The 22,737-nt window shown below is 67.3% G+C and carries 17 protein-coding genes; 3 read left to right on the forward strand and 14 right to left on the reverse strand.

The window, feature by feature from the left end; translation table 11 throughout:
- Positions 1-120: 120 nt before the first annotated feature.
- Genes FXO19_RS07345 through FXO19_RS07355 form a run of 3 tightly spaced genes read right to left on the reverse strand, consistent with a single transcriptional unit; the run spans position 121 to position 5,968 of the window.
- The gene (locus FXO19_RS07345) at positions 121-1,548 is read right to left on the reverse strand and encodes an efflux transporter outer membrane subunit (RefSeq protein WP_149194417.1); all 1,428 of its coding nucleotides are present in this window, start codon (positions 1,546-1,548) and stop codon (positions 121-123) included.
- The gene (locus FXO19_RS07350) at positions 1,545-4,697 is read right to left on the reverse strand and encodes an efflux RND transporter permease subunit (RefSeq protein ID WP_149194418.1); all 3,153 of its coding nucleotides are present in this window, start codon (positions 4,695-4,697) and stop codon (positions 1,545-1,547) included. Before FXO19_RS07350 ends, FXO19_RS07345 begins: the two co-directional genes overlap by 4 nt.
- A gap of 8 nt (positions 4,698-4,705) precedes the next feature.
- Complete coding sequence (locus FXO19_RS07355; protein WP_425481453.1) at positions 4,706-5,968, reverse strand: efflux RND transporter periplasmic adaptor subunit; 1,263 nt, start codon at positions 5,966-5,968, stop codon at positions 4,706-4,708.
- A gap of 150 nt (positions 5,969-6,118) precedes the next feature.
- On the opposite strand from FXO19_RS07355, the gene baeS reads away from it, so the two are divergent.
- Positions 6,119-7,498, forward strand: coding sequence for a sensor histidine kinase efflux regulator BaeS (baeS, locus tag FXO19_RS07360; protein ID WP_149194514.1), 1,380 nt, complete (start codon positions 6,119-6,121; stop codon positions 7,496-7,498).
- Positions 7,498-8,187, forward strand: a complete 690-nt coding sequence (locus FXO19_RS07365; RefSeq protein ID WP_149194419.1) for a response regulator — start codon at positions 7,498-7,500, stop codon at positions 8,185-8,187. The genes baeS and FXO19_RS07365 overlap by 1 nt, the downstream gene beginning before the upstream one ends.
- 264 nt (positions 8,188-8,451) lie before the next feature.
- Here the strand turns inward: FXO19_RS07365 and FXO19_RS07370 are convergent, their stop codons facing one another.
- Together FXO19_RS07370 and FXO19_RS07375 are read right to left on the reverse strand one after the other, a co-directional pair.
- Positions 8,452-9,570 (reverse strand): tyrosine-protein phosphatase, encoded by a 1,119-nt coding sequence (locus FXO19_RS07370; protein ID WP_149194420.1) that lies wholly within the window; start codon positions 9,568-9,570, stop codon positions 8,452-8,454.
- A gap of 18 nt (positions 9,571-9,588) precedes the next feature.
- Positions 9,589-12,084, reverse strand: coding sequence for a TonB-dependent receptor (locus tag FXO19_RS07375; protein WP_187775673.1), 2,496 nt, complete (start codon positions 12,082-12,084; stop codon positions 9,589-9,591).
- A 260-nt stretch (positions 12,085-12,344) separates the two neighbouring features.
- On the opposite strand from FXO19_RS07375, the gene FXO19_RS07380 reads away from it, so the two are divergent.
- Positions 12,345-12,941: a TetR/AcrR family transcriptional regulator gene (locus FXO19_RS07380; protein ID WP_149194422.1), complete on the forward strand. Its 597-nt coding sequence runs from the start codon at positions 12,345-12,347 to the stop codon at positions 12,939-12,941.
- A 260-nt stretch (positions 12,942-13,201) separates the two neighbouring features.
- On the opposite strand, the gene FXO19_RS07385 is transcribed toward FXO19_RS07380, so the two are convergent.
- The 9 genes from FXO19_RS07385 to FXO19_RS19175 form a co-directional block, all read right to left on the reverse strand.
- Positions 13,202-13,936, reverse strand: a complete 735-nt coding sequence (locus FXO19_RS07385; protein ID WP_149194423.1) for a response regulator — start codon at positions 13,934-13,936, stop codon at positions 13,202-13,204.
- Positions 13,933-16,587: a sensor histidine kinase gene (locus FXO19_RS07390; protein ID WP_149194424.1), complete on the reverse strand. Its 2,655-nt coding sequence runs from the start codon at positions 16,585-16,587 to the stop codon at positions 13,933-13,935. The genes FXO19_RS07385 and FXO19_RS07390 overlap by 4 nt, the downstream gene beginning before the upstream one ends.
- An 81-nt stretch (positions 16,588-16,668) precedes the next feature.
- Positions 16,669-17,271 (reverse strand): potassium-transporting ATPase subunit KdpC, encoded by a 603-nt coding sequence (kdpC, locus tag FXO19_RS07395; RefSeq protein WP_223115448.1) that lies wholly within the window; start codon positions 17,269-17,271, stop codon positions 16,669-16,671.
- Between the two features lies 1 nt (position 17,272).
- Positions 17,273-19,294: a potassium-transporting ATPase subunit KdpB gene (gene kdpB / locus FXO19_RS07400; protein ID WP_425481454.1), complete on the reverse strand. Its 2,022-nt coding sequence runs from the start codon at positions 19,292-19,294 to the stop codon at positions 17,273-17,275.
- Positions 19,295-19,362: 68 nt separating this feature from the next.
- On the reverse strand, positions 19,363-21,123 hold the full coding sequence (gene kdpA, locus FXO19_RS07405; protein ID WP_149194426.1) for a potassium-transporting ATPase subunit KdpA: 1,761 nt from the start codon (positions 21,121-21,123) through the stop codon (positions 19,363-19,365).
- A gap of 64 nt (positions 21,124-21,187) precedes the next feature.
- Positions 21,188-21,280, reverse strand: a complete 93-nt coding sequence (locus tag FXO19_RS07410; RefSeq protein ID WP_149194427.1) for a potassium-transporting ATPase subunit F — start codon at positions 21,278-21,280, stop codon at positions 21,188-21,190.
- Between the two features lie 13 nt (positions 21,281-21,293).
- Positions 21,294-22,016, reverse strand: a complete 723-nt coding sequence (locus tag FXO19_RS07415) for a TorF family putative porin (RefSeq protein ID WP_255516343.1) — start codon at positions 22,014-22,016, stop codon at positions 21,294-21,296.
- Positions 22,017-22,278: 262 nt separating this feature from the next.
- Entirely contained in the window at positions 22,279-22,566 is a 288-nt protein-coding gene (locus FXO19_RS19765) for a hypothetical protein (RefSeq protein ID WP_343195890.1), read from the reverse strand.
- A gap of 11 nt (positions 22,567-22,577) precedes the next feature.
- Positions 22,578-22,718, reverse strand: coding sequence for a hypothetical protein (locus tag FXO19_RS19175; protein ID WP_187775675.1), 141 nt, complete (start codon positions 22,716-22,718; stop codon positions 22,578-22,580).
- Positions 22,719-22,737: the final 19 nt, after the last annotated feature.

The following is a 22,737-nucleotide window of genomic DNA, read 5'->3' on the forward strand; positions in this document are numbered from 1 at the left end:
GGATCAAACCGGTGTCGGAAAAAAAGCCGACATCGTCGCCTCACTGCCCCTAGCCGCGACCACGCGGCAGTGGCCTCCGACGAAAGCTTCGTCTTGCACACCCACTGTCAAATGGATCACCTACATTCCTGCGTGCGCGTCCGCGCCACCGCCGAATACCTTATAGAGCGTGACGCGATTGTTCGCCTCGGTCAGCCGCAAACCGATCAGCTCCTGCCGTGCTGCGTATAGCGTACGTTGCGCATCCAACGCGTCGAGGTAGCTGTCGACGCCGCTGCGGTGGCGCGCGTCGGAGAGCACGTAGGCTCGCTGGCTCGCGTCGACCAGCGCACGCTGCGCCTCCAGCCGTTCGTCGAGCTGCTCGCGTGCGGACAACGTGTCGGCGACTTCGGCGAACGCGGTCTGGATCGCGCGTTCGTAGCCGGCGATATCGATGTCCTTCTGGATCGTCGCGACGTCGAGCTCGGCCCGCAGCGCGCCCGCCTGGAAGATCGGCAGCGTGACGGTCGGCACGAACGACCACGTACGGTTGCCGCCGTCGAACAGGTTCGACAGTTGGTCGCTGCCGCGCCCGGTCGACGCCGTCAGCGAGATCGAAGGGAAGAACGCCGCACGCGCGGCACCGATATTGGCATTGGCCGCCTGCAGGGTGAATTCGGCCGCGCGCACGTCAGGCCGCTGCAACAGCACGCGTGAATCCACATTGGGAGGCAATACCGCCAGCGCAACACCTGCATCGAGCGCGGTGTCGTCCGGCAGCAACGCAGCGTCGACTGGCGCTCCCACCACCAGCGCCAGCGCGTTGCGCGACTGCGCGAGCTGGGAGGTGAAGGCGGCCACGTCGACGCGCGCGCGCTCGACACTGGTTTGCACCTGTGCAAGCTCGAGCCCCGACGCGACGCCCTGCGCGTGCAGGTGACCGGTCAGGCGCAAGGTTTCCTGCTGGCTCTCCAGTGTCCGCCGGGCCAGCTGCAGCCGCTGCTGGTCGGCCGACACTGCCAGCCAGGCTGCGGCAACCTCGGCCACAACGCTCAGCCGCGTGTCGCGCTGCGCTTGCTCGGTCGACAGATATGTCGCGAGCGCCTGGTCGCTGAGGCTGCGGATGCGGCCGAACAGGTCAAGCTCCCACGCGCTGAAGCCGACCTCGACCGAAGCACTGCGCCCGACTTCGGAACTTCCGACGAAGCTGGTCGGGGCGCTGCTGCGCGCACGGGTCTCGCTGGCGGTGACGCCAACGCTCGGCAGCACGTCCGCGCGGCGGATGCGGTACTGCGCGCGCGCCTGCTCGATATTGAGCACGGCAATGCGCAGGTCGCGGTTCTCCTCCAACGCCAGCGCGATGACCTGCTGCAGGCGCGGGTCGAGGAACACGTCGTCCCATGCGAGGCCGGCGAGGGCCGGAGCCTCGGCCGCAGTGGCGGCGCCGCCTAGATTCGCCGGCACCGGTAGCGCCGGCGTCTCGTAGCGGGGCGCGAGACTGGCGCAGCCGGCCAGCGCCGCCGCGCAGGCGAGCGCCAGTGCCAGCCGGGACAGGACGGGACGGATCATCGGGTCACCTCGCCGGCTAGCGGCGTGTCGTGCGTGGGCGCCGGTGTGCGGCTGGGGAACAGGCTGCGCACGATCACGTAGAACAGGGGCACGAAGAAGATGCCCAGCAGGGTCGAGACGAGGGTGCCGCCGAGGACGCCGGTGCCGAGCGAATGCCGGCCGCCGGATCCAGCGCCACTGCTGACGACCATCGGCAGCACGCCGAGCATGAACGCCAGCGAGGTCATCACGATCGGGCGCAGGCGCATACGCACGGCCTGCAGCGTGGCCTCGACCAGCGGCTTGCCCTTCTCCTCCAGCTCCTTCGCGAACTCGACGATCAGGATGCCGTTCTTCGCCGACAGGCCCATCACCGCCAGCATGCCGACCTGGAAGTAGATGTCGTTCGACAGTCCCCGAGTCCAGGTCGCCAGCAGCGCACCGACAATGCCGACCGGCACCGCAAGCATCACCGAGACCGGGATCGACCAGCTCTCGTACAGCGCGGCCAGGCACAGGAAGACGAAGACCAGCGACAGCGCGTACAGCAACCAGGTCTGCGCGCCGGCGGCCTGCTCCTGGTACGACAAGTCCGACCACGCGTAGCCGACCTCGTCATCGAGCCCGCCGACCAGTTCGGCGATCGCTGCCATCGCGTCGCCTGAACTGGTGCCAGGCGCGGCATTGCCGGTGATCTCCATCGCTTCGACGCCATTGAACCGATCGAGCACCTGCGGCGCAGACGACCAATGGGCGCTGGAGAAGGCAGAAAACGGAACCATACCGCCGTCGCCGTTGCGCACGAACCACCGACCGATGTCCTCGGGCAGCATGCGCGCATAGGCCTCGCCCTGCACGTAGACGCGCTTGACCCGGTTGTTGTTGAGGAAGTCGTTGACGTAGCTGCCGCCCATGACCGCGGCCAGCGTGCTGTTGATGTCCGAGGCGGACAGACCCAGTGCACCGGCCCTTTCGTCGTCGATGACCACGCGGTAGTTCGGCGCGTCCTCCAGGCCGTTGTAGCGGACGCTGGTGATCCGGCCATCGCTGCTGGCGAGGTCCAGCAGCTTCGCCCGCACCGCGGCCAGCTCCGCGTGACCGTTGCCGCCGACGTCCTGCAGCTGCAGCGTGAAGCCGGCGCCGGTGCCGAGCCCGCTGATCGCCGGCGGAGAGATCGCGATCACCTGCGCATCGCGCAGCGAGCCCATCATCGTAGTGGTGATCCGGTTGGCCACGTCCTCGGCCGAGGCGTCGCGCTCGGCCCAGTCCTTGAGCCGGATGAAGCCCATCGCCGAGTTCTGGCTGCTGCCGGCGAAGCTGAAGCCGGCGATCGTCATCACGCCCTCGACTTCGGGCTGCTCCATAATGAAATCGGTGGCGGTCTCGATCGCTTGTCCGGTCCGCTGCGCGGTCGCGCCGGATGGCGTGTTGATCATCACCATCAGCATGCCCTGGTCTTCCTGCGGCAGGAATGAGCTGGGCAGGCGCCAGAACAGAAGGCCCATCAACCCGATCAGCAGTACGTAGACGATGACACCGGAGCCGCGACGTGTGGCCAGCTTGCCGACGCCGCGCTGGTAGGCGTCGGCGCTACGGTCGAATTTGCCGTTGAACCAGGCGAAGAAGCGACCGAGCACGCCCTTGGGCGATGGATGACCGCCTCTTTCGATCGGCTGGAGCAGGGTCGCGCACAATGCCGGACTCAGTGTCAACGCTACCAGGAGCGACAGGATCATCGCTGCGGCGATGGTGACGGAGAACTGCCGGTAGATCTCGCCGGTTGCGCCGCCAAAGAACGCCATGGGCAGGAAGACGGCGGTTAGCACCGTCGTGATGCCGACCAGCGCACCCGTGATCTGCCCCATCGACTTGCGGGTGGCCTCGCGCGGGGACAGCCCCTCCTCGGACATCACGCGCTCGACGTTCTCCACCACCACGATCGCGTCGTCGACCAGCAGGCCGATGGCCAGCACCATCGCGAACATCGTCAGCGTGTTGATCGAATAGCCCATCAACGCCAGCACGCCGAACGTGCCCATCAGCACCACCGGCACCGCGATGACCGGAATCAGGGTCGCGCGCCAGTTCTGCAGGAAGAGGTACATCACCAGCACGACCAGCACGATCGCCTCGAGCAGCGTCTTGACCACTTCGGTGATCGAGATCCGGACGAACGGTGTCGTGTCGTAGGCGATCTGGTACTCCAGCCCGGCGGGGAAATACGGTTCGCGCGCCTCGAGTTCCGCCGCCACCGCTTCGGCCACCGCCAGTGCGTTTGCGCCGGTCGCCAGTTCCAGGCCCATGCCCGATGCCGGCAACCCGTTGAACCGCGCGTTGGACGCGTAGGACTCGGATCCCAGCTCGACGCGGGCGACATCGCGAAGGTGGACCGTCGCGCCGCTGGTGTCCGAGCGCAGGGTGATCGCCTCGAACTCCTCGACCGTTCGCAGTTTGCTGCGCGCAGTCACGGTGGCGTTGAGTTGCTGGCCTTCCACCGCCGGCAGCGCGCCGAGCGCACCGGAGGACACATCGGCGTTCTGCGCGGAGATCGCGGCGGCGATGTCGGAAGGCATCATCGCGTAATGGCGCATCTTCTCGGGGTCGAGCCAGATACGCATGGCGTACTGCGCGCCGAAGACGCTCGCGCCACCCACGCCACTGACCCGGCTGATCGGCTCCTGCAGGTTCGTCACCATGTAGTCGCTGATGTCGGTCGCGTCCATGCTGCCGTCGGTCGAGTTGAACGCCAGCACCATGAACATGCTGCCACTGGCCGATTTATTGACGGTCACGCCGTTCGCGGTGACGACGTCGGGCAGCATCGGCTCGGCCTGCGCGACCCGGTTCTGCACCTGCACCTGTGCGGTGTCGGGATCGGTGCCGGAGTCGAAGGTCAGCGTCACCGACGCGGTGCCGGCCGAGCTGCTGCTCGACGACATGTACAGCAGGTTGTCGAGCCCGGTCATCTGCTGCTCGAGGATCTGCGTCACCGAGTTCTGCACGGTTTCGGCGGAGGCGCCGGTGTAGCTCGCGCTGACCGTGATCGACGGCGGCGCGATGTCCGGGTACTGCTCGAGGGGCAGCGTGGAGATCGCGAGGATGCCCGCGAGCGTGATCACGATCGAGATCACCCACGCGAAGATGGGGCGGTCGATGAAGAAGCGTGCCATGACGGTCCTCAGCCGGCCGCGGCGTCAGCGCGCGGTACCGTATCGGCGGCGTCCGGCGATGGCGTGACGGGCTTGGCGGCATCGGGATTTGCGGCATCAGGTTTCGCCGGCGCGTCCGCAGCCTCCAAGGCGACATCGACAGTGCGGGCCTGCATGCCCGGACGCACGCGTGCGCCGCCTTCGACGATTACGTGGTCGCCGACGGCGAGGCCCTCGCTGACGACCCAGCGGTCGCCGACCGCGTCGCCGGTGCGCAGCCGACGCTGTTCGACCTTGCCGTCGGCGTTGACCACCAGTACCTGCGCCTGGCCCTTGGCATCGCGGGTGACGGCCTGCTGCGGCACAAGGATCGCCTGCTCGTCGATCGCCATGGCCAGCACCGCGCGCACGTACATGCCTGGCAGCAGCAAGTGATCGGGATTGGGCACGACAGCACGCAGGCGCACCGTGCCGGTGGCTTCGTCGACCCGCGCGTCCACGACTTCCAGCGTGCCGGCATGTGCATGGGTGCTGCCGTCCTCGAGCACCACGCGGACCTCGGCCTTGCCGTCGACGGCCTTCAGCTGGCCGGCGTCGAGCCGGCGCCGCAGCTGCAGCAGCTGCGCGCTCGACTGGCTAACGTCGACGTAGATCGGATCGAGCTGCTGGATCGTCGCCAGCACATCGGCCTGGCCCGCGCTGACCAGCGCGCCCGGCGTATAGCTCGACGTGCCGATGCGGCCGGCGATCGGCGCGGTGATGCGCGTGTAGTCGAGGTTGATGCGCGCAGTCTGCAGCGCGGCGCGCGCGGCGAGCACCGCCGCCTCGCCTTGGCGCAACGTCGCAACCGCGTCGTCGCCCTCCTGCCGGCTGATCGCGTCGAGCGCGACCAGCGCCTTGTAGCGCTCGGCCTTCGGCTTCGCCGACAGCACCGCCGCCTCGGCCTGCGCCAGATCGCCGCGCGCGGCCTCGAACGCCGCCTGGTAGGGTGCCGGATCGATCTCGTACAGCACCTGGCCGGCCTCGACGGTCTGGCCCTCGGTGAACAGCCGCTTGCGCAGGATACCCCCCACCTGGGGTCGCACGTCGGATGTCATATGCGCCACGGTGCGTCCCGAAAGCGTCTGATCCATCGACAGCCGCTGCGCGGCGACCGTGTATACGCCCACCTCGGGCGGCGGCTGTTCAGGCGGCGTTTTCGACGAACAGGCGGCGAAGGCCAGGGCAAGCATGCCGGCGAGCGGCAGGCAGAGGATGGGCGGTAGCGACGGGCGTGACGCGGCGGGGGGCATGCAAGGGCTCACGGTCTATCGGAGGCTCGGCACGCTACGGCGTAAATGTGCAGCAAATTTGAAGGTTGGCGCCGGGTGCTTGCGTTCGTGTCCAACGGGAGAGCTAATAGCCGTCCCTCCACCGCGGCACCTCCTGCAACCCTGTCGATGATCAGACCCGGCATCACCGCCAAGCTGTTCCTTGCGATTCTGGCCGCGTGTGCATTCGTGGTGCTGGTCTATGGCGTCGCGGCGCAGATCTTCCTGCGCAGTACCTTCGTCGAGTACCTCGCCGAGCAGGATGCGGCGCGGGTGGCCGAACTGATGCCGCGTGTGGAGGCCGGCTATGCGCGTGCCGGAAGCTGGGATCAGGTTCGCGCGAACAGAGATGGCTGGATCGCGCTGCTGCAGCCCGAGCGGGCGCCGGGTCAACCTCCGCGCGCGCCGCCGGTATCGGACCAGACTGGCGGCGTATTCCGTCTCGCGCTGCTCGACCGCGACTACGAAGTGATCCTCGGAAACCCCGATGCCGGCCGCGACGACGTGATCGAGCCCGTCGTGGTGGACGGCGAGACCGTCGGATGGATGGCGATCGTGTCGTTCGAGAAAGTGCTGGCCAGCGCCGAATCGCGGTTCTTTTCCGCGCAGTTGCGGGCGTGGTGGCTGATTGGCACCGCTTCGGTGCTGGTCGCGGCGCTGCTGGGCTGGCTGCTGTCGCGCACACTACTGCGGCGGTTGCGTGGCCTGGCCGGTGCGACCCACCGGCTGGCCGCCGGCGACTACGCGACGCGCATCGATGCCGGTTCGCCCGACGAAATCGGGCAACTGGCGCGCGACTTCAATCAACTTGCGCATGCGCTGGAGCACAACGAGCGCGCCAGGCGCAGCTTCATGGCGGATATTTCGCACGAACTGCGCACGCCGCTCGCCGTGCTGCGCGCCGAGCTCGAAGCGCTGCAGGACGGCATCCGGCCGATGACACCGGAATCGCTGTCATCGCTGCACCAGCAGGTAGGTCAACTCGGTCAGCTGATCGAGGATCTGCACGACCTGTCGCTGACCGACATCGGCGCGCTCGCATACCGGCGGGCCCCGATCGATCTGGCGGTGGTCCTCGACACCGTGCTCGACGGCATGCGTGCGCGCTTCGCCGCCGCCGGGTTGGCACTGCGCGCCCGACTCACGCCCGGACCGTTATTGATGACCGGTGACGAACGCCGGTTGCAGCAGCTGTTGGCAAACCTGCTGGAAAACGCGCTGCGCTACACCGACGCGGGCGGCGAGGTCATGGTGACCTGCACGCGCGGACACGGCGTGCTCCGCATCGTCGTCGAGGACAGCGCACCGGTCGTCGAGGCCGACAAGCGGGCACGGCTGTTCGAGCGTTTCTACCGCGCCGATGCCTCGCGCAACCGCGCCAGCGGCGGTAGCGGCCTGGGACTGGCGATCTGCCGAAACATCGTCGAGGCGCACGAGGGCGACATCGTTGCCGAGGCATCGTCGCTCGGCGGCCTGCGCATCGTCCTGACGCTGCCCGCGCTGGAGGACTGATGCAGGACGCGGCCGGCCATGTGTTGATCGTCGAGGACGAACCGCGGCTGGCAGCGGTGCTCGGCGAGTACCTGCAGGCGGCCGGCTACACGCACCACTGGGTCGACGATGGCGCCTGTGCAATGGACGCATTCCATGCGCAGGCGCCGGATATCGTGCTGCTGGACCTGATGCTGCCCAACCGCGACGGCATCGAGATCTGCCGCGACCTGCGCCGCCACGCGACCGTGCCGGTGATCATGGTGACCGCGCGCGCCGAGGAGATCGACCGGCTGCTCGGGCTGGAGATCGGCGCCGACGACTACATCTGCAAGCCCTTCAGCCCGCGCGAGGTCGTCGCGCGCGTTCACGCGGTCCTGCGCCGCCATCGCCTGGTTCCCGGCGACATGCCCGCACCGGGCCTCCGGATCGACGAGACCGCATGCTGCGCCAGTGTCGACGGCCGGCCGCTGGACCTGACCCAGGTCGAGTTCCGCCTGCTGCGCACGCTGGCCGCATCACCCGGGCGCGTCTATTCGCGCGAGCAGCTGATGGACCGGCTGTATGCCGACCATCGCGTCGTTACCGATCGCACCGTCGACAGTCACGTCAAGAACCTGCGCCGCAAGCTCGCCGAGGTCGGGGGTGAGGACTGGGTCCGTTCGGTTTATGGCGTCGGCTATCGTTTCGAAAGCAATCGTTCCATCTAACAGGGGCTCCTTGGGCGAATCGCAACTGCAACGAGGATCGCCCATGGAACAAGGCCGCCACGCGGGCTCCGGATATCGCCGAAGCCGCAGGGGCAGGCTCTTGAAGTCAGCCAGGTGTGGCGCCGCGCAACACCATCTGGCGGCCAGATGTGACGCAACCCGAAGAGCCCGCCCCGGACTTGATCCGGGAGCCGGACCTGACCCATGGGCGCCGCCCGATTCGGCCACTGTCGCCCACGGCACCGGCGTTCCGCTCGATCTGGATTACCGCGCCGGCTCCAGGTACATCCCCTGGAGCGCGATCCGGTCGGCGGGGGAGACACCCAGCTCGCGCTCGATATAGGCGTCGATGGAACCGTAGTCGGCGCGGATCTGGTCGAAGGCCGAGTGCAGATACACCGGGTCCGTGCCCATCAGCGCATCGACCGCCTCCGGCGGCAGCTTCGCGAAGGCCGCGGCGGTGGGGTCCGCGGCTTTATCGCCGGTGGGATCGCTGCTGCGCTGGCGCAGTTTCTGCAGGCTGGGCACGCGCTGCGACATGGCGTAGTCGGCGATCACCGTGTCCTGGGGCACGCCCAGCGTGGTCAGCACCAGCGCGGCCAGCAGGCCGGTGCGGTCCTTGCCGGCACTGCAGTTGAACAGCAGGCCGTCACCGGCCTTCAACGCGTCGAATGCGGTGCGGTAGCGCGGCGCGAACTCCTTCGGCATGGTGCGATAGAAACCGGACATCATCCGGATCGCCGCCTCCTTCGGGTCGCCGCCGCCGGCGAAAGCCCGCTTCAAGATGTCGCCATCGAATTTCAGCTCGTAGTCCCAGGACAGGTACTCCACCTCCTGGCCGATGCGGTTGGCCTGCGTCGGTGCGGCGTTTCGCTCCTGGGGCCTACGCAGATCGCAGATGGTCTTGATGCCGAGACGTTGCAGATAGGCGTAATCGCCGTCGGTCAGGGTGTCCATCGCACCGGAGCGGAACAGCCTGCCCCAGCGCACCTGACGGCCGTCGCCGGCCTGGTAGCCGCCCAGGTCGCGGAAATTGATGCCGCCCTCGAGCGGCAGCACGCGCTCGCCGATCAGGCTCTCGCGGCCTTCGTCATCCTTGATGCGCACGTAGGGTCGCACGTCTGCCGCGTGCTCGATCTCGATGCGGCCGGACGCGCCGTTCACCGGTGACACCGAGGCCGGCAGGGGCGCATCGATGCGATCGGACACGGCGATCCGGTACTGCTCACCGGCCACCGCCGCACCGGTCCAGACCACGGCGATGCGGGTGGGGCCGAGGCGCTCGATCTGCAAGTCGCGCGGCAGTTCGGCCACGGCAGGCAGCGCGCATGAGCACAGGGCCAGTGCGAGCGTGCGCCGTTTCAGGGTATGGGCAGTCTTCATGGTTCTTCCTCTTTGTGATCAAAAGCGTAGGCGCATGCCGGCCATGTAGCGGCGACCGAAACCTTCGGCTTCCAGGGGACGCGACTTGTCGCCCTGATAGCGCAGGCCCTGTTCGTCGGTCAGGTTGTTGGCATCGAGGAACAGGCTCAGGCTCTCGTTGACGGCATAGCGCAGCGACAGGTCCAGTTGCTCGGTCGCGTCCCAATAGGTGTTGCCACCGCCATCGAGGTTGACGTCGTCCAGCCACTTGTCGCGCCATTGATAGGCCAGGCGAGCCGACAGGCCGTACTTTTCGTAATAGAGCGAGGCGTTGAGAACCTGCTTCGAGGTGCCCTTGAAGTCGTGCTTGCTGCCGTTGGCAGCTTCGAACTCGCCGTCGATGAAGGCGAGGTTCGCCTGTACGCCGAAGCCGTCCATCCACCCCGGCAGGAACTTGAACGGTTGCTGGTAGCTCAGTTCCGCACCCGTGAGCCTGCCGTCGCCGCCGTTGAGCGTGGTGACGTAGTCGTAGCCCACCCGCGAAATGCCGCCGGCGTCATAGCGGTCGTCGGTGACGGTGGACGTGCTGCTGAATAGAACGTCGCGCACATCGCGGTAGAACACGTTCAGCGCGAGGATGGAAGCTTCGTCGAAGTACCATTCCAGCGAACCGTCATAGCCCCAGGCGCGCTCCGGCGTCAGCTCCGGATTGCCGCCGGAGATCACGCGGTCGGTGTCGTTGACGCCGACGCTGGCACGCAGGTCGGCGAATCCCGGTCGCGCCAGGCCGGTCACCAGCGCGTTGCGCAGTTTGAGGTTGCCGCTCAGATCGGTGTTCCAGTGCAGCGACGGGAACACGTCGGTGCGGTCCTGCTCGATCGTCACCGGCGTGCGGGTCCCGTCCGGCGCGACCAGGTTGCCGCGACTGTCCAGCGTGGCGCGTTCGATGCGCACGCCGGCCAGGAACTGGTGCACGCCGCGCTCGACTTCCAGCTGCGCATAGGCGGCCTGGACGTCCTCGTCCAGTTCGAACCTCGAGGCCGGATTGACGGCGTCGGCCGGGTCGTACAGGCCCGCCGCCTGCAGCTGGGCCAGGGTCTGCTCCAGCATCCTGCGCACGCCGGCGTTGTCCACATAGTTGACGCCGAAGCCGCGCGGGAACTTCGAGTCCCAGGGGTTGTTGGTCACGAACGGATCGATGTCCCACGGCAGGCCCAGCGCCTCGGCGTACGCAGAGACCGGGACAGCGGGCGACGAACCGTACGTGTTGCCTTCGACCTTGCGTTGATCAACCTGGGCGCCGACGCTCAAGCGCGCGCCGTCGGCGAGGGAAAGATCCCGAGAGGCGTCGAACTTGAAGGTGACCGTGTCGGCTTCGGTGGTCATGTTGATCGGAATCAACAGATCCATGCCGAAACCGGCCTGGTCGAGATCGGCGACCGGGTCGCCACGAGAGAACCCGGCATCGCCCTGCACGGTCGTGTACAGATCCAGGATCGGCAGATTCGGATTGCGGCGATCGTAATCCAGCGAAACGAACTGGCTGGGATCGGTCTGCACCTGGCGGATCATCGGCAACTCGGTGGTGCCTTCGGTCCGGGTGACGTTCACGTCCCAGCCGAGGGTCCAGACGTCCAGCGCGTGGTCGCCGCCGAGCGTCGTCGTCCATACCGAGTTGGCGTAGTTGCCGTCCTGCAGGCTTGCAGCCACGGGTACGCCAACCAGCGAGCCGCTGTCGATGCCGGCCTCGCCGCCGAGCGCACCGCCGAGGTCGAAGATGTACTGGTTGCGGTACTCGTGATCCTTGAATTCCGTGTATAGAGAATTCAGCTCCAGGCGGTGGCCATCGGCTGGACGCCACTCCAGCTTCAGCATGCCGGAGTTGGTTTCACGTTCGAGCTGATAGCTGCGGAAGTCGAAGGTGGTTGGTATGCCGTTCTCGTCGTAGTCGAACTCGCGGTTGTCGGTCAGCTGGTCGCGGCTGTAGGTGGATCCGCCGATCAGCACGCCGAAGGTATCGTTGCTCCACGAAAGCCGCGCATCGCCCTGACGCTGCTTGCCATCGCCCAGTTCCATCGGTCCGTAGCCCACGCCGAGTTGACCGCTGAAGCCACGCTTGCTCATCGGCGAAACGGTTTCTATGTTGACGCGGCCGGCCAACGCTTCGGCGGGCATTTCCGGTGTCAGCGTCTTGTTGACCGTCACCACGTCGATCAGGCTGGCCGGCACGGAGTCGAAGCGGAAGACACGCTCGTCGGCGCCGACCACGTTGATGTCGTCGAAGGCCGTCGCGGTCCAGCGCGATGGCGCGCCGCGGACCTGGATGTAGCGTTCCTGCCCCTGGTCGCGCTGCACCGCGACCGCGGGCAGGCGGGACAGCGCCGCGGCAGCGGTCTGGTCGGGGAAATCACCGATGGCATCCGAGGCGATGGCGTCGACCACACCGATCGCTTCGCGCTTGAGCTCGATCGACTCCGACTGCGAGGACACGATCGGCGCGGAGACAACGACAGCGTCCAGTTCCGTGGGCTGCATGGCGGCTTGGGCCAGTGCTAGCGACGGCAGCAGGGATAGTGGGAGGCAAACGAGGGCGCGCGAACGCACCGCCTGCGCGATGGCGCGGGAGAGGGGATGACGCATGAATGTTCCATATGGGTGGGGAGCGAGCGAGAGCCTGAAGCGCGTTCGTTACAACTGAATGAACGTTCATTCTTGCTCCGGGCGTGGTAAGGTGCGGCGCCGTTTCGCTCCTTGGGAGGCTTGCCCGATGCCCGCCTCCACAGCCGTCACCACACATGTCGCCAGAACCTGAAAAGCCGCTCGACGCACGTCGTCGACACATCCTGCTGTCGGCCAAGCGGTGCTTCATCGCGCGCGGGTTCCATGCCGCGACCATCAGCGACATCGCGGCCGACGCCGGCATCAGCCAGGGCCTGGTCTACCGCTACTTCGAGAACAAGCGCGCGATCATCCTGGCCATCATCGAGATGCAGCTGGAGGAGAACCGCGAGAACCTGGATCGTTTGCAGGCTTCGACCGACTTCGTCACCGAGCTCGGGCAGGCGTATGGGTTATGGGCCAAGGGCGATCCGGATCTGTGGCATGCCGGACTGAACGGCGAAATCGCAGCCGAAAGCCTGCGCGATCCGCTCGTGGCCGACGCGTTGCGGCGTTCCGAGCAACAGACCCGCCAGGCGCTCATGGCCTGGTTCCGCCGCCGCGATGCGGCGCTAGGGCGCGAGGCGCCGGAAGCCGATGTCCAGTTGCGGGCTGCGCTGATGAGTTGCTTCGTCGAAGGACTGGCGATACGCGCCATACGCGAACCGGATCTTCCGCCGCAAACGCTGCGCGCCATGCTTGAACGCATGATGCCGTTGATCCTGGGCGATTGAAGAGGCGCTCCTGAGGCGAAGGACTTGCAAGCACGGGCAAGCCTGCCGCGGCATTGGGCGCAGGGGCCCTTTCCGGCTGCAGATCAGGCAGCGGCCCAGGAAGCACAGATCGATCTTCGATGCGGTACTGCTCGTCCAGGCGGCGCGCCGCTCATTGGCGTGTCAGCGACGATCGGTCGAGGTCCTCCTGCAACACGCGCACTCGGCATTGGACGCCCGCACTGACGGAGTCATGCAGCGATTGCGGGAAGTCCGGTGACTCAAATGTCGGATTCGGCCTGCACCAGGAGCCTCAGGCCCACGCCAGGCTCCGTGGCGATCCACCGCGGTGACGCCGGATCGTCGCCAAGCTTGTGCCGCAGCTTGCCGACCAGGATGCGCAGGTAGTGGTTGTCTTCCTCGTGGGTCGGGCCCCACACCTCGCGCAGGATCTGCGGCTGGGTCACGACACGGCCGGCATGTTGGACCAACAGAGCCAGCAGGGCGTATTCCTTGCGGGTCAAGGTGACCGGCTTTCCGGAAAGCGATACTTCCCGGTGGGCTAGGTCGATGCGGAGCGTGCCGTCGTCGAAGACCGGTGCGGTGTCGCTCGGAGCGGCGTGGGTCCGCAACAAGGCACGGACGCGCGCCATCAGTTCCTGCACGCCGAAGGGCTTGGTCACGTAGTCGTTGGCGCCCGCGTCCAGGCCCATGACCTTCTCCCCTTCACCGGAACGGACGGTCAGCAGGACCACGGGGACGGAAGACCACTGCCGGAGCTCACGCAGGACTTCATGACCGTCGCGATCCGGCAACCCGAGGTCGAGGATGACCAGGTCGGCGCCTCCGGTCGCCAGCATTTCCAGCCCCGTGCCACCCGAATCGGCGAGCGCGACTGCATAACCCTGCGCCCGCAGGCTGATGTCCAGGAACTTGCGGATCTGCGGCTCGTCGTCTATGACCAGGATTCGCGCCGGAGGCGCCGAACCCTGCGCTGGCGAGGTGGGGGACGTCATGGTGTCGTGCGGGGTTCAGGTTCGATCCGTGGGATCGTAATCCTGATGACGGTGCCGTGGCCATCCGCGCCGGGCAGCGCCGCGACGCTGCCGCCGTGCGCACCGATCATGCCCTGGCAGATCGCCAGGCCCAGGCCGGTACCCTGACGGCCACGGTCGCCGCGTTCGACGCTGTAGAACATGTCGAAGATGCGCTTGCGCTCGTCCTCGGGGATGCCCGGACCGCGGTCCTCGACATTGATCCGCAACTGCCCGTCGGCGGCGCGGGCATCGATCCGCACGGCTTCGCCCGGCGGCGAGAACTTGACGGCATTCTCCAGCACGTTGAACAACGCTTGCTCGACGAGGGCGGGATGCACCCAGAGCGGCTCCAGACCGGGCTCTACCACGATCTCGAACCGGGCCTTGGGCTCATAGCGCTGCAGCCTCGCCACCGCCGATCCGATCAACTCGTCCACGCCGATCCAGTCGCGGTTGAGGGTCAGCCGGCCATGGCCGAGCCGGGTCATGTCGAGCAGGTTCTGGATGTAGCGATCGAGCCGCTCTCCCTCAACCCGAATCGTCTCCAGCAACTCGCGCCGGTCTTCTCGGCTCAGCGCATCGGCGTAGTTGTCCAGGCTGCTGGCCGCTCCGATGATCACCGACAACGGCGAGCGCAGGTCGTGCGACACCGAGGACAGCAGGGCCGAACGCAGCCGTTCGGTTTCGCCGCTCACGCGGGCATCTTCGAGGTCGGCTACCAGCCGGGTGCGGACAATGGACTGCGCGATGTCTTCGACCATCGTCTCGGCGAGGCGACGCTGCTCGATGCCGAGGCGATGCACCTGCGACGGCAACCGCAGCCCAACGACGCCCCCTTCGCCCCTGGCGATCTTCAGCGGCATGAACCACCAGTCGGAACCGGTGAGGGTATCGGTGAAGCGACCGGCAACCTCGCCATGCTGGACGACCCAGTCCGCTGCCGCGCGTTCCTTGTCGCCCAGCTCGGGGACGCCTTCTCCTTGCAGGCGCTGTGTATCGGCCTCGATCACGACTTCCGCGTCGAGCGAGCGCTGCAACGCCTCGCGGCCGGCCTGCAGGACCTGGCCCAGGTCCGCGGCGGCGGCGAGTTGCCGGCCCAGCGTCTGCAAGCTCGTCGCCTGCGCGTTGGCCGCTCGCAGCGCCAGTACTTGCGCGTGCAGCTTCGATGCCAGCCGCCCGGCCACCAGCGCGGCAACCAGGAACAGGACCACGGTGGTCACGCCCTGCCGCGCGCCGATATAGAAGGTGTAGCGCGGATCGATGAAGAAGAAGTTGTAGGCCAGGAAGCACAATGTCGCCGCGATCACCGCGGCGGACATGCGGGTGCGCGCGGCCACCAGCACCACTGCGACGATGAACACCATCGACAGGTCGGTCAGTCCGAGCCAGCGTTCGGCGCTGGAGCCCAGCGCAGTCGCGGCGGCAGCTGCCATCACCGCCCAGATCGCATCGTGGCGGCCCAGGTAATTCCCCAGCTCACGCAATGAGCGGCGCGCCCTGGCACGCGCCTCGGGCGGGCTGATGATGGTCAATTCGAAATGCGCACCACGCTGGAGCAGTTGCTGGGTGATGGTGCGGTTGAACATCCGCGCGAACGGCCGTTCGCGGGTGCGCCCAAGCACGAGGGTGCTGGCACCGATCCGGCTGGCGTGGTCGAGCAGCGCGTCGACGATGTTGTCGCCATGCAGCGCCACGGTATCGCCGCCGAGACGGCGGGCCAGCGCGAATGCGCGGTCGAGCTCGAGCTGGCGGGCTTCGTCCGGCAGGCCGCCGGCCTGCACGGTAACCACGGTCCACGGCGCGTCACGGCGTTCGGCGAGGCGGCGCACTACGCGCACCAAGTACTCGGACTGCCCACGGCCGTCGATCGCAACCATCACCCGTCGCCGGATCGGCGTGCCGGGCAGGCCGCGAGCGCTCCGCGCCTCGCGCAGGTCGACATCGACGCGGTCGGCGGCGGTCTGCATCGCCAGTTCGCGCAGCGCGGTCAGGTTGCTGGGAGAGAAGAACGCCTTGAGCGCGTGAGCGGCCTGGTCCGGTACGTAAACCTTGCCCTGCTGCAGGCGCTCGATCAGCTCGCGCGGCGGCAGGTCGACCAGAACGATGTCACGCAGTCTGTCGAACATCGCATCCGGCACGGTCTCGCTGACGCGCACGCCGGTGATGCGGTGAACGACGTCATTGAGGCTTTCCAGGTGCTGGATGTTGACCGTGGTGTAGACGTCGATGCCGGCATCGAGCAGCTCGAGCACGTCCTGCCAGCGCCGCTCGTGGCGGCTGCCCGGCACGTTGCGGTGCGCCAGTTCATCGACCAGTGCGAGTTGCGGTTTGCGCTCGAGCAGGGCATCGAGGTCGAGTTCCTCAAACACCCGGCTGCGGTACTCGACACGCTTGCACGGCAAGACCGCGAGCCCTTCGAGCAGCGCGGCGGTCTCGCTGCGACCGTGGGTCTCGGCGATGCCGACCACTAGATCGACGCCGCGCCGCTGCAGCTCGCGCGCGCGCGAAAGCATGGCGTAGGTCTTGCCAACGCCGGGCGCGGCACCGAGAAACACCGTCAGACGGCCGGCCTGCTGCCGGCTCAGTTCGCCGATCAGGGCATCGGCCTGGGCGCTGCGGGATTCGCTCATCGGGGCATTGTGCGACAGGCAAGAGCCCGACCGGGCATATGCCCGGCCAAGCCGATGGAGCCGGTCCGTTGGCAGGGTCGATCAGTCAAGGGCATCCAGAGCGAAGTTGAGCCGCGTCACGTTGACGCGCGGTTGCCCGAGCAATCCCCAGGTCGGCGCTTCGACGTGCTCGTCGACCAGGGTGGCGATCTGGCTTTCGGTCAGACCGCGCTCGCGGGCGACGCGAGCCGTCTGCACGCGCGCACCCTCGGGCGAGAGGTGCGGGTCTATGCCGCCGCCGGACTGGGTGACCAGTTCGCCCGGCACCTCCGATGCCGGGATGCCTTCCCGCGCTGCCACCTCGGCGGTCAACGCCGCGATGCGCGCGCGCAGGTCGGGATTGGTGCGGGCCTGGTTGCTGCCGGATACGCCCATCGGGTCGTAGTCCGCCGCCGACGGACGCGGGCGGAAGTAGCGCGGGTCGGCGACCGGCTGCGCAACCAGCGCCGAGGCGCGCGGCTCACCAGCGACCACGATCAGGCTGCCGGTGGCCTGGTGCGGGAATAGCGAGCGCCCGAGCGCAGTGCCGGCCAGCGAATAGAGCAGGCCGAAGCCGACCAGGGTGATCGCGGCGAACACGATCATCGCGCGTGGCCTGACGCGGTCGTCCAGTACCGCGGCGCGATGGTGGGTGATTGTCGTCATGTCAGGCTCCCAGGGCCACGAGGCCCATGTCGATCAGCTTGATGGCCGCGAACGGCAGCAGCACGCCACCCAGGCCGTAGAGCAGCATGTTCCGGCGCAGCAGCGATACCGCCGAGGCGGGCCTGAAGCGCACGCCGGCCAGCGCCAGGGGAATCAGCGCCGGGATGATGAGCGCGTTGAAGACCAGCGCCGAAAGCACCGCGTTGGTCGGACTGGACAGCTGCATGATGTTGAGCCCGGCCATTTGCGGTATGGCGGCGGCGAACAGCGCCGGCAAAATCGCGAAGTACTTGGATACATCGTTGGCGAGCGAGAACGTGGTCAGCGCGCCACGGGTGATCAACTGCTGCTTGCCAACCTCGACCACCGCCAGCAGCTTGGCCGGGTCGCTGTCGAGGTCGACCATGTTGCCGGCCTCCTTCGCCGCCTGCGTGCCGGAGTTCATCGCCAGGCCGACGTCGGCCTGGGCCAGCGCCGGCGCGTCATTGGTGCCGTCGCCGACCATCGCCACCAGCCGGCCGGCGGCCTGTTCGCTGCGGATGCGCGCCAGCTTGTCCTCGGGCCTGGCCTCGGCAATGTAGTCGTCGACACCGGCCTCGGCGGCGATCGCGGCTGCGGTGAGCGGGTTGTCGCCGGTGATCATCACCGTCCTGACGCCCATCTCGCGCAACCGTGCGAAGCGCTCCTTGATCCCGTGCTTGACCACGTCCGACAGCTCGACCACGCCTAGCACGTAACGGCCATCGGCCACGACCAGCGGGGTGGCACCGCCGCGGGCAACTTGCTCGACGCGTGCGATCAGCTCCACCGCGACTTCGCCGCCAAGTGCATGGATGTGGGCGGAGACCGCGTCCACCGCGCCCTTGCGGATCGTCCGCGGCGCGCGGTCACGGCCGATCAGGTCGACGCCCGACATGCGCGTCTGCGCGGTGAACTGCACGTAGTGCGCCTGTTCGGGCTCGGCCACATGGCAGCCCTGCTCGCGGGCCAGGGCGACGATCGACTTGCCTTCCGGCGTTGGATCCGCCAGCGATGACAGCAGCGCGGCCTCGCGCAGTTCGGCCGCACCGACGCCGGCCAACGGGTGGAATGCGGTGGCCTGGCGGTCGCCATGGGTGATCGTGCCGGTCTTGTCGAGCAACAGCACGTCGACATCACCGGCGATTTCCACCGCCTTGCCCGACTTGGCCAACACGTTCGCCGACAGCGCGCGGTTCATGCCGGCGATGCCGATCGCCGGCAGCAGGCCACCGATCGTGGTCGGAACCAGGCACACCAGCAATGCGATCAACAGCAGTGGATCGAGCTCGGCACCCACGAACCCGGCCAGCGCCGGCAGGGTCGCGACCACGATCAGGAAGGTCAGTGTCATTGCCGCCAGCAGCATGGTCAGCGCGACCTCGTTGGGCGTCTTCTGCCGGTTGGCGCCCTCGACCAAGGCAATCATCCGGTCGAGGAAGCTGTGTCCCGGCTCGGCGCTGACCCGGACCACGATCTCGTCCGACAACACCCTGGTACCGCCGATTACGCCGGAGCGATCGGTACCGGCCTCGCGCAGCACCGGTGCCGACTCTCCGGTGACCGCGGCCTCGTTGATGGTCGCCACGCCTTCGATGATCTCGCCGTCGGCGGGCACCAGTTCGCCCTCGGAGACGATCACCAGGTCGCCTGGACGCAGCATGGTCGCGGCGATGTGCGACTCGCCGGCGGAGCGGTCGGCACCCTCCAGCCGGCGCGCGACCAGGTCGCGGCGCGCCGCCCGCAACGAGGCTGCCTGGCCGCGTCCGCGGGCTTCGGCAATCGCCTCGGCGAAGTTGGCGAACAGCACGGTCACCAACAGGATCAGGGTGACCGCCAGGCCGAAGCCACCGCTACCGGGACCGAACGCGGCGATCAATGCCGCCAGCACGGTGCCCAGCAGTACCACCGCCATGACCGGGCTTTTCAGTGCCTGTCGGGGCGACAGCTTGCGGACGGAATCGATCAGGGCCGCGCGAATCGCGGTGCCGTCCAGTCCGGCCAGCGACTGCCGGCGGGTCGGGCCCAGATGGACCTGGGTGGGGGAAGAGGTTGAATTCACTGTTCTTTACCTCACAGGCCGGCGGCCGGGGCGCCGATCAGGGCCAGGTGTTCGGCGATCGGGCCGAGCACCAGCACCGGCATGAATTGCAGGATGGTCAGCACCGCGACCACGGCGATCAGGGTCAGGGCGAACGTCGGCGTTTCGACCTGCAGCGTGCCGCTGCTTTCCGGCGTGACCCGCTTGCGCGCCATCAGTCCGGCGACGGCCAGCGGCACGATCAATGCCGGGTAGCGGCCGAGGATGAGCAGCAGGACGCAGGTCAGGTTCCACCAGGGCGTGGCGTCGCCCAGGCCCTCGAAGCCGGAACCGTTGTTGGCGAACGCCGAGGTGTACTCGTAGAAGACCTGGCTGATGCCGTGGAAGCTCGGGTTGGAATTGCCGGTCAGCGCCGGCACCGCGATGGTCACCGCGGTGAAGCCGAGCAGCACGAGCGGCTGCAGCAGAATCAGCAGAGCCAAGAGTCGGACCTCGGGCGCCTCGATCTTGCGCCCGAACAGTTCCGGCGTGCGTCCGGTCATCAGCCCGGCCAGGAACACACTCAACAACAGGTAGACCAGGAACTGCTGCAAACCGCAGCCGACGCCGCCCCAGATCGCGTTGATCAACATGTTGGTGATCGCCACGCCTCCGGTCAGTGGCGCCAGCGAGTCGTGCATGCTGTTGACCGAGCCGTTGCTGGTCTGGGTGGTCAGCGCGCCCCACAATGCCGAGGCGTCGGCACCGAAACGCACCTCCTTGCCTTCCATCAACGCCGGGTCCGCGGTAGTGGCCGAGTGCCCCTCGGACCAGATCGCAGTGCCCGCGGAAGCAAGCGACATCAACAACATGCAGCCGAACACCAGTCCGGTCAGGCGTCGCCGCCCGGTATAGGCCCCGGCCATGAAGGTCAGCGAGACCGGAATCAGGATGATCGCCAGCGTTTCCAGCAGGTTGGAGAACGGCGTCGGGTTTTCCAGCGGCACCGAGCTGTTGGGCCCGTACCAGCCGCCGCCGTTGGTGCCAAGTTGCTTGGCCGCCACCATCGGCGCGACTGGGCCGAGTGGGATCTTCTGTTCCGCCATGCCGGCGCTGGCGTCGATCGGCACCACCGTCGGGCCACCTTGCAACGTTGCCGGCACGCCCTGCGAGGCCAACAGCACCGACCACAACAGGCACAGCGGGAGCATGAAACGCAGCGTCGCACGGGTCACGTCGACCCAGAAGTTGCCGAGATCCCGGGGTGCGCCTTCGGCCACCGACGCTGCGACGGGCGGCGAAGGGCATGTCCCGGATTCTCCTGAAACAGTCATCGCTTGCCGCCCACCGAACAGCCCGCGCAGCGTTGCCACCACAAGCGCCAGGCCCATCATCGGTGTGACCACCTGCAGGCCGACGATGGCGACGCTCTGCGACAGGTAGCTCAGTTCGGCCTGGCCGGAGTAGTGCTGCTGGTTGGTGTTGGTGAGGAACGACACCATCGTGTGCAACGCGGTGTCCCAGCGCATGTTCGGAATGCCGTCGGGATTCAACGGCAGCCACGCCTGGGTCATGAACATCACCCAGACGACCGCGCCCAGTGCCAGGTTGCTCAGCAGGAAGGCTTTGGCGTAGCCACGCCAACTCATGCCATGCTCAGGCGAGGTGCCGAGTGCCTTGTAGACAGTCCGCTCGACCGGGCCGAACACCGCATCCAGGCGCGAACGGTCGCCGCGCATCACGCCGGCGAGATAGCGCCCGAGCGGCCAGCCGAGGGCGATGGCCAGGAGCAATACGAGAACAGCTTCAATCATGATCGTTTCCTTCCGGCCGTTGCGGTTCGCGCGAGCCGGGAACTTCGGCGCCGGGAGCGCCGGATCAGAAGTCTTCGGGACGAAAAATCACGAACAGCAGGTAGGCCGCCGCGGCGACCACCGAGATTCCACAGACGAACGCGAGCCAGCTGGGCATCACTGCATCCCCCTCAGAACGAGGCCTGCACCGCCGCCTCGACGCGGCTGCCGGCGAACTCGTCGCCGAACATGCGCTCGGCGGCGGAGTCGGTGGTGTGAGCGGCCAGCCGCAACTCGAACGGTGCCTTCACTGCCCAGATCGCGCTGGCCTGGCCGTGCCAGTAGCTGTCGCCGTAGACGTCGTCGAGCGCGTAGTAGCCGGCGGCCACTTCGACCGCGAAAGTCTCCCCTGCCGGGAAGCGGGCGCCGACCTGCGTATAGACGCCGTCGTCATCGCTGCCCAGCGCTTTCGGCGAGTAGCCGAGGGAAAGCCAGTAGCGGTCGGCATAGGTCAGCCTGCCGTTGAGCTCGGTCCAATCCAGATCGACCGTGGTCGACGGGTAGCGGTAATGCAGCAGGTTGGTGTCGAGCGCCCAGGCGTCCGACAGCGTGCCGGACCAGCCGAGCGTCAGATCGAGCTCGCTGCTGGCCCGCGTCTCGGGTGCGAACTCGACGTTCGAGCCCCAGATCGAGCCGTAGAAACCGGAATCGCTGGAGAGCGAGAAGCCGGCCTGCACGGCCGGATTGCCCTGGGTCTGGGTCGTGCCACGCCACACGTAGTCGGACGTGAGGGCAGCCGAGCCACTAACCGATTCGGCATGGGTCGAGGTCGCTACGGCCAACAGCCCGAGGGCGGCGCAGCCGGCAAGCGAGCGCGTGGATCGGGAATGAGAAACATCGACGAAAGAACGAATGGAGCGCATGTCAGGCAACGATTGCGAGGCCGGATCGGCCACGCCGGAAGTCTCGATCGATGCCGCGTAAATCTTCTATGCCGAGATGCGCCTTCGCGCATAAATTTGCCGTAAAACCTTCATCCTTGGACACCCCTGCCATCTGAGCCGGGGATGCACCTTCAATTCCAACTCGCTTTTTTACATCGATCTTGCAGGTCCTGTTCGTTCGCGCCACATGCTTCGTTGCTCACTTCGCAATCAACAACAACAGTGACCGCGCCTACAGCCCATACACCGTGCCCTCGCCACAAATGAATGCTTCCGAGCCCGGCACAACGGCGGCATTCGGCCCTTCATTCCACGTCGCGGTATCCGTCACGCGATACCACTGCTTCTCCGTTCCCGGCCACGGCAGGTTGAAGTTCACGTCCCCAGACCAGCCGTTGTAGGCCGACGTAGATCGCGCTGGCGGGATCGCCGAACTCGGTGCCGTCGATACGTCAGGCAATGGCGTGGTCGTCGGGTGAAGTAGGCGGTCCGGCCTGGACGCCGTCGGCAATGCGCGCACCGCCGCCAGGACTATTCTTCGCTCGGTTCGGCCGGCAGCGCGAACCGGCGGAAGGCCCGGCTGGCCACGGTCGAAAACAGGTCGTTGTCGTCCTGCCAACCGGCGGCGTTGGTCACGATGAATGCAACGATGTCGCGCAACGGCGATATCACTAGGGAGCTCCGGTCAACG

The sequence above is a fragment of the Luteimonas suaedae genome, assembly GCF_008312895.1.
GTDB lineage: Bacteria > Pseudomonadota > Gammaproteobacteria > Xanthomonadales > Xanthomonadaceae > Luteimonas > Luteimonas suaedae.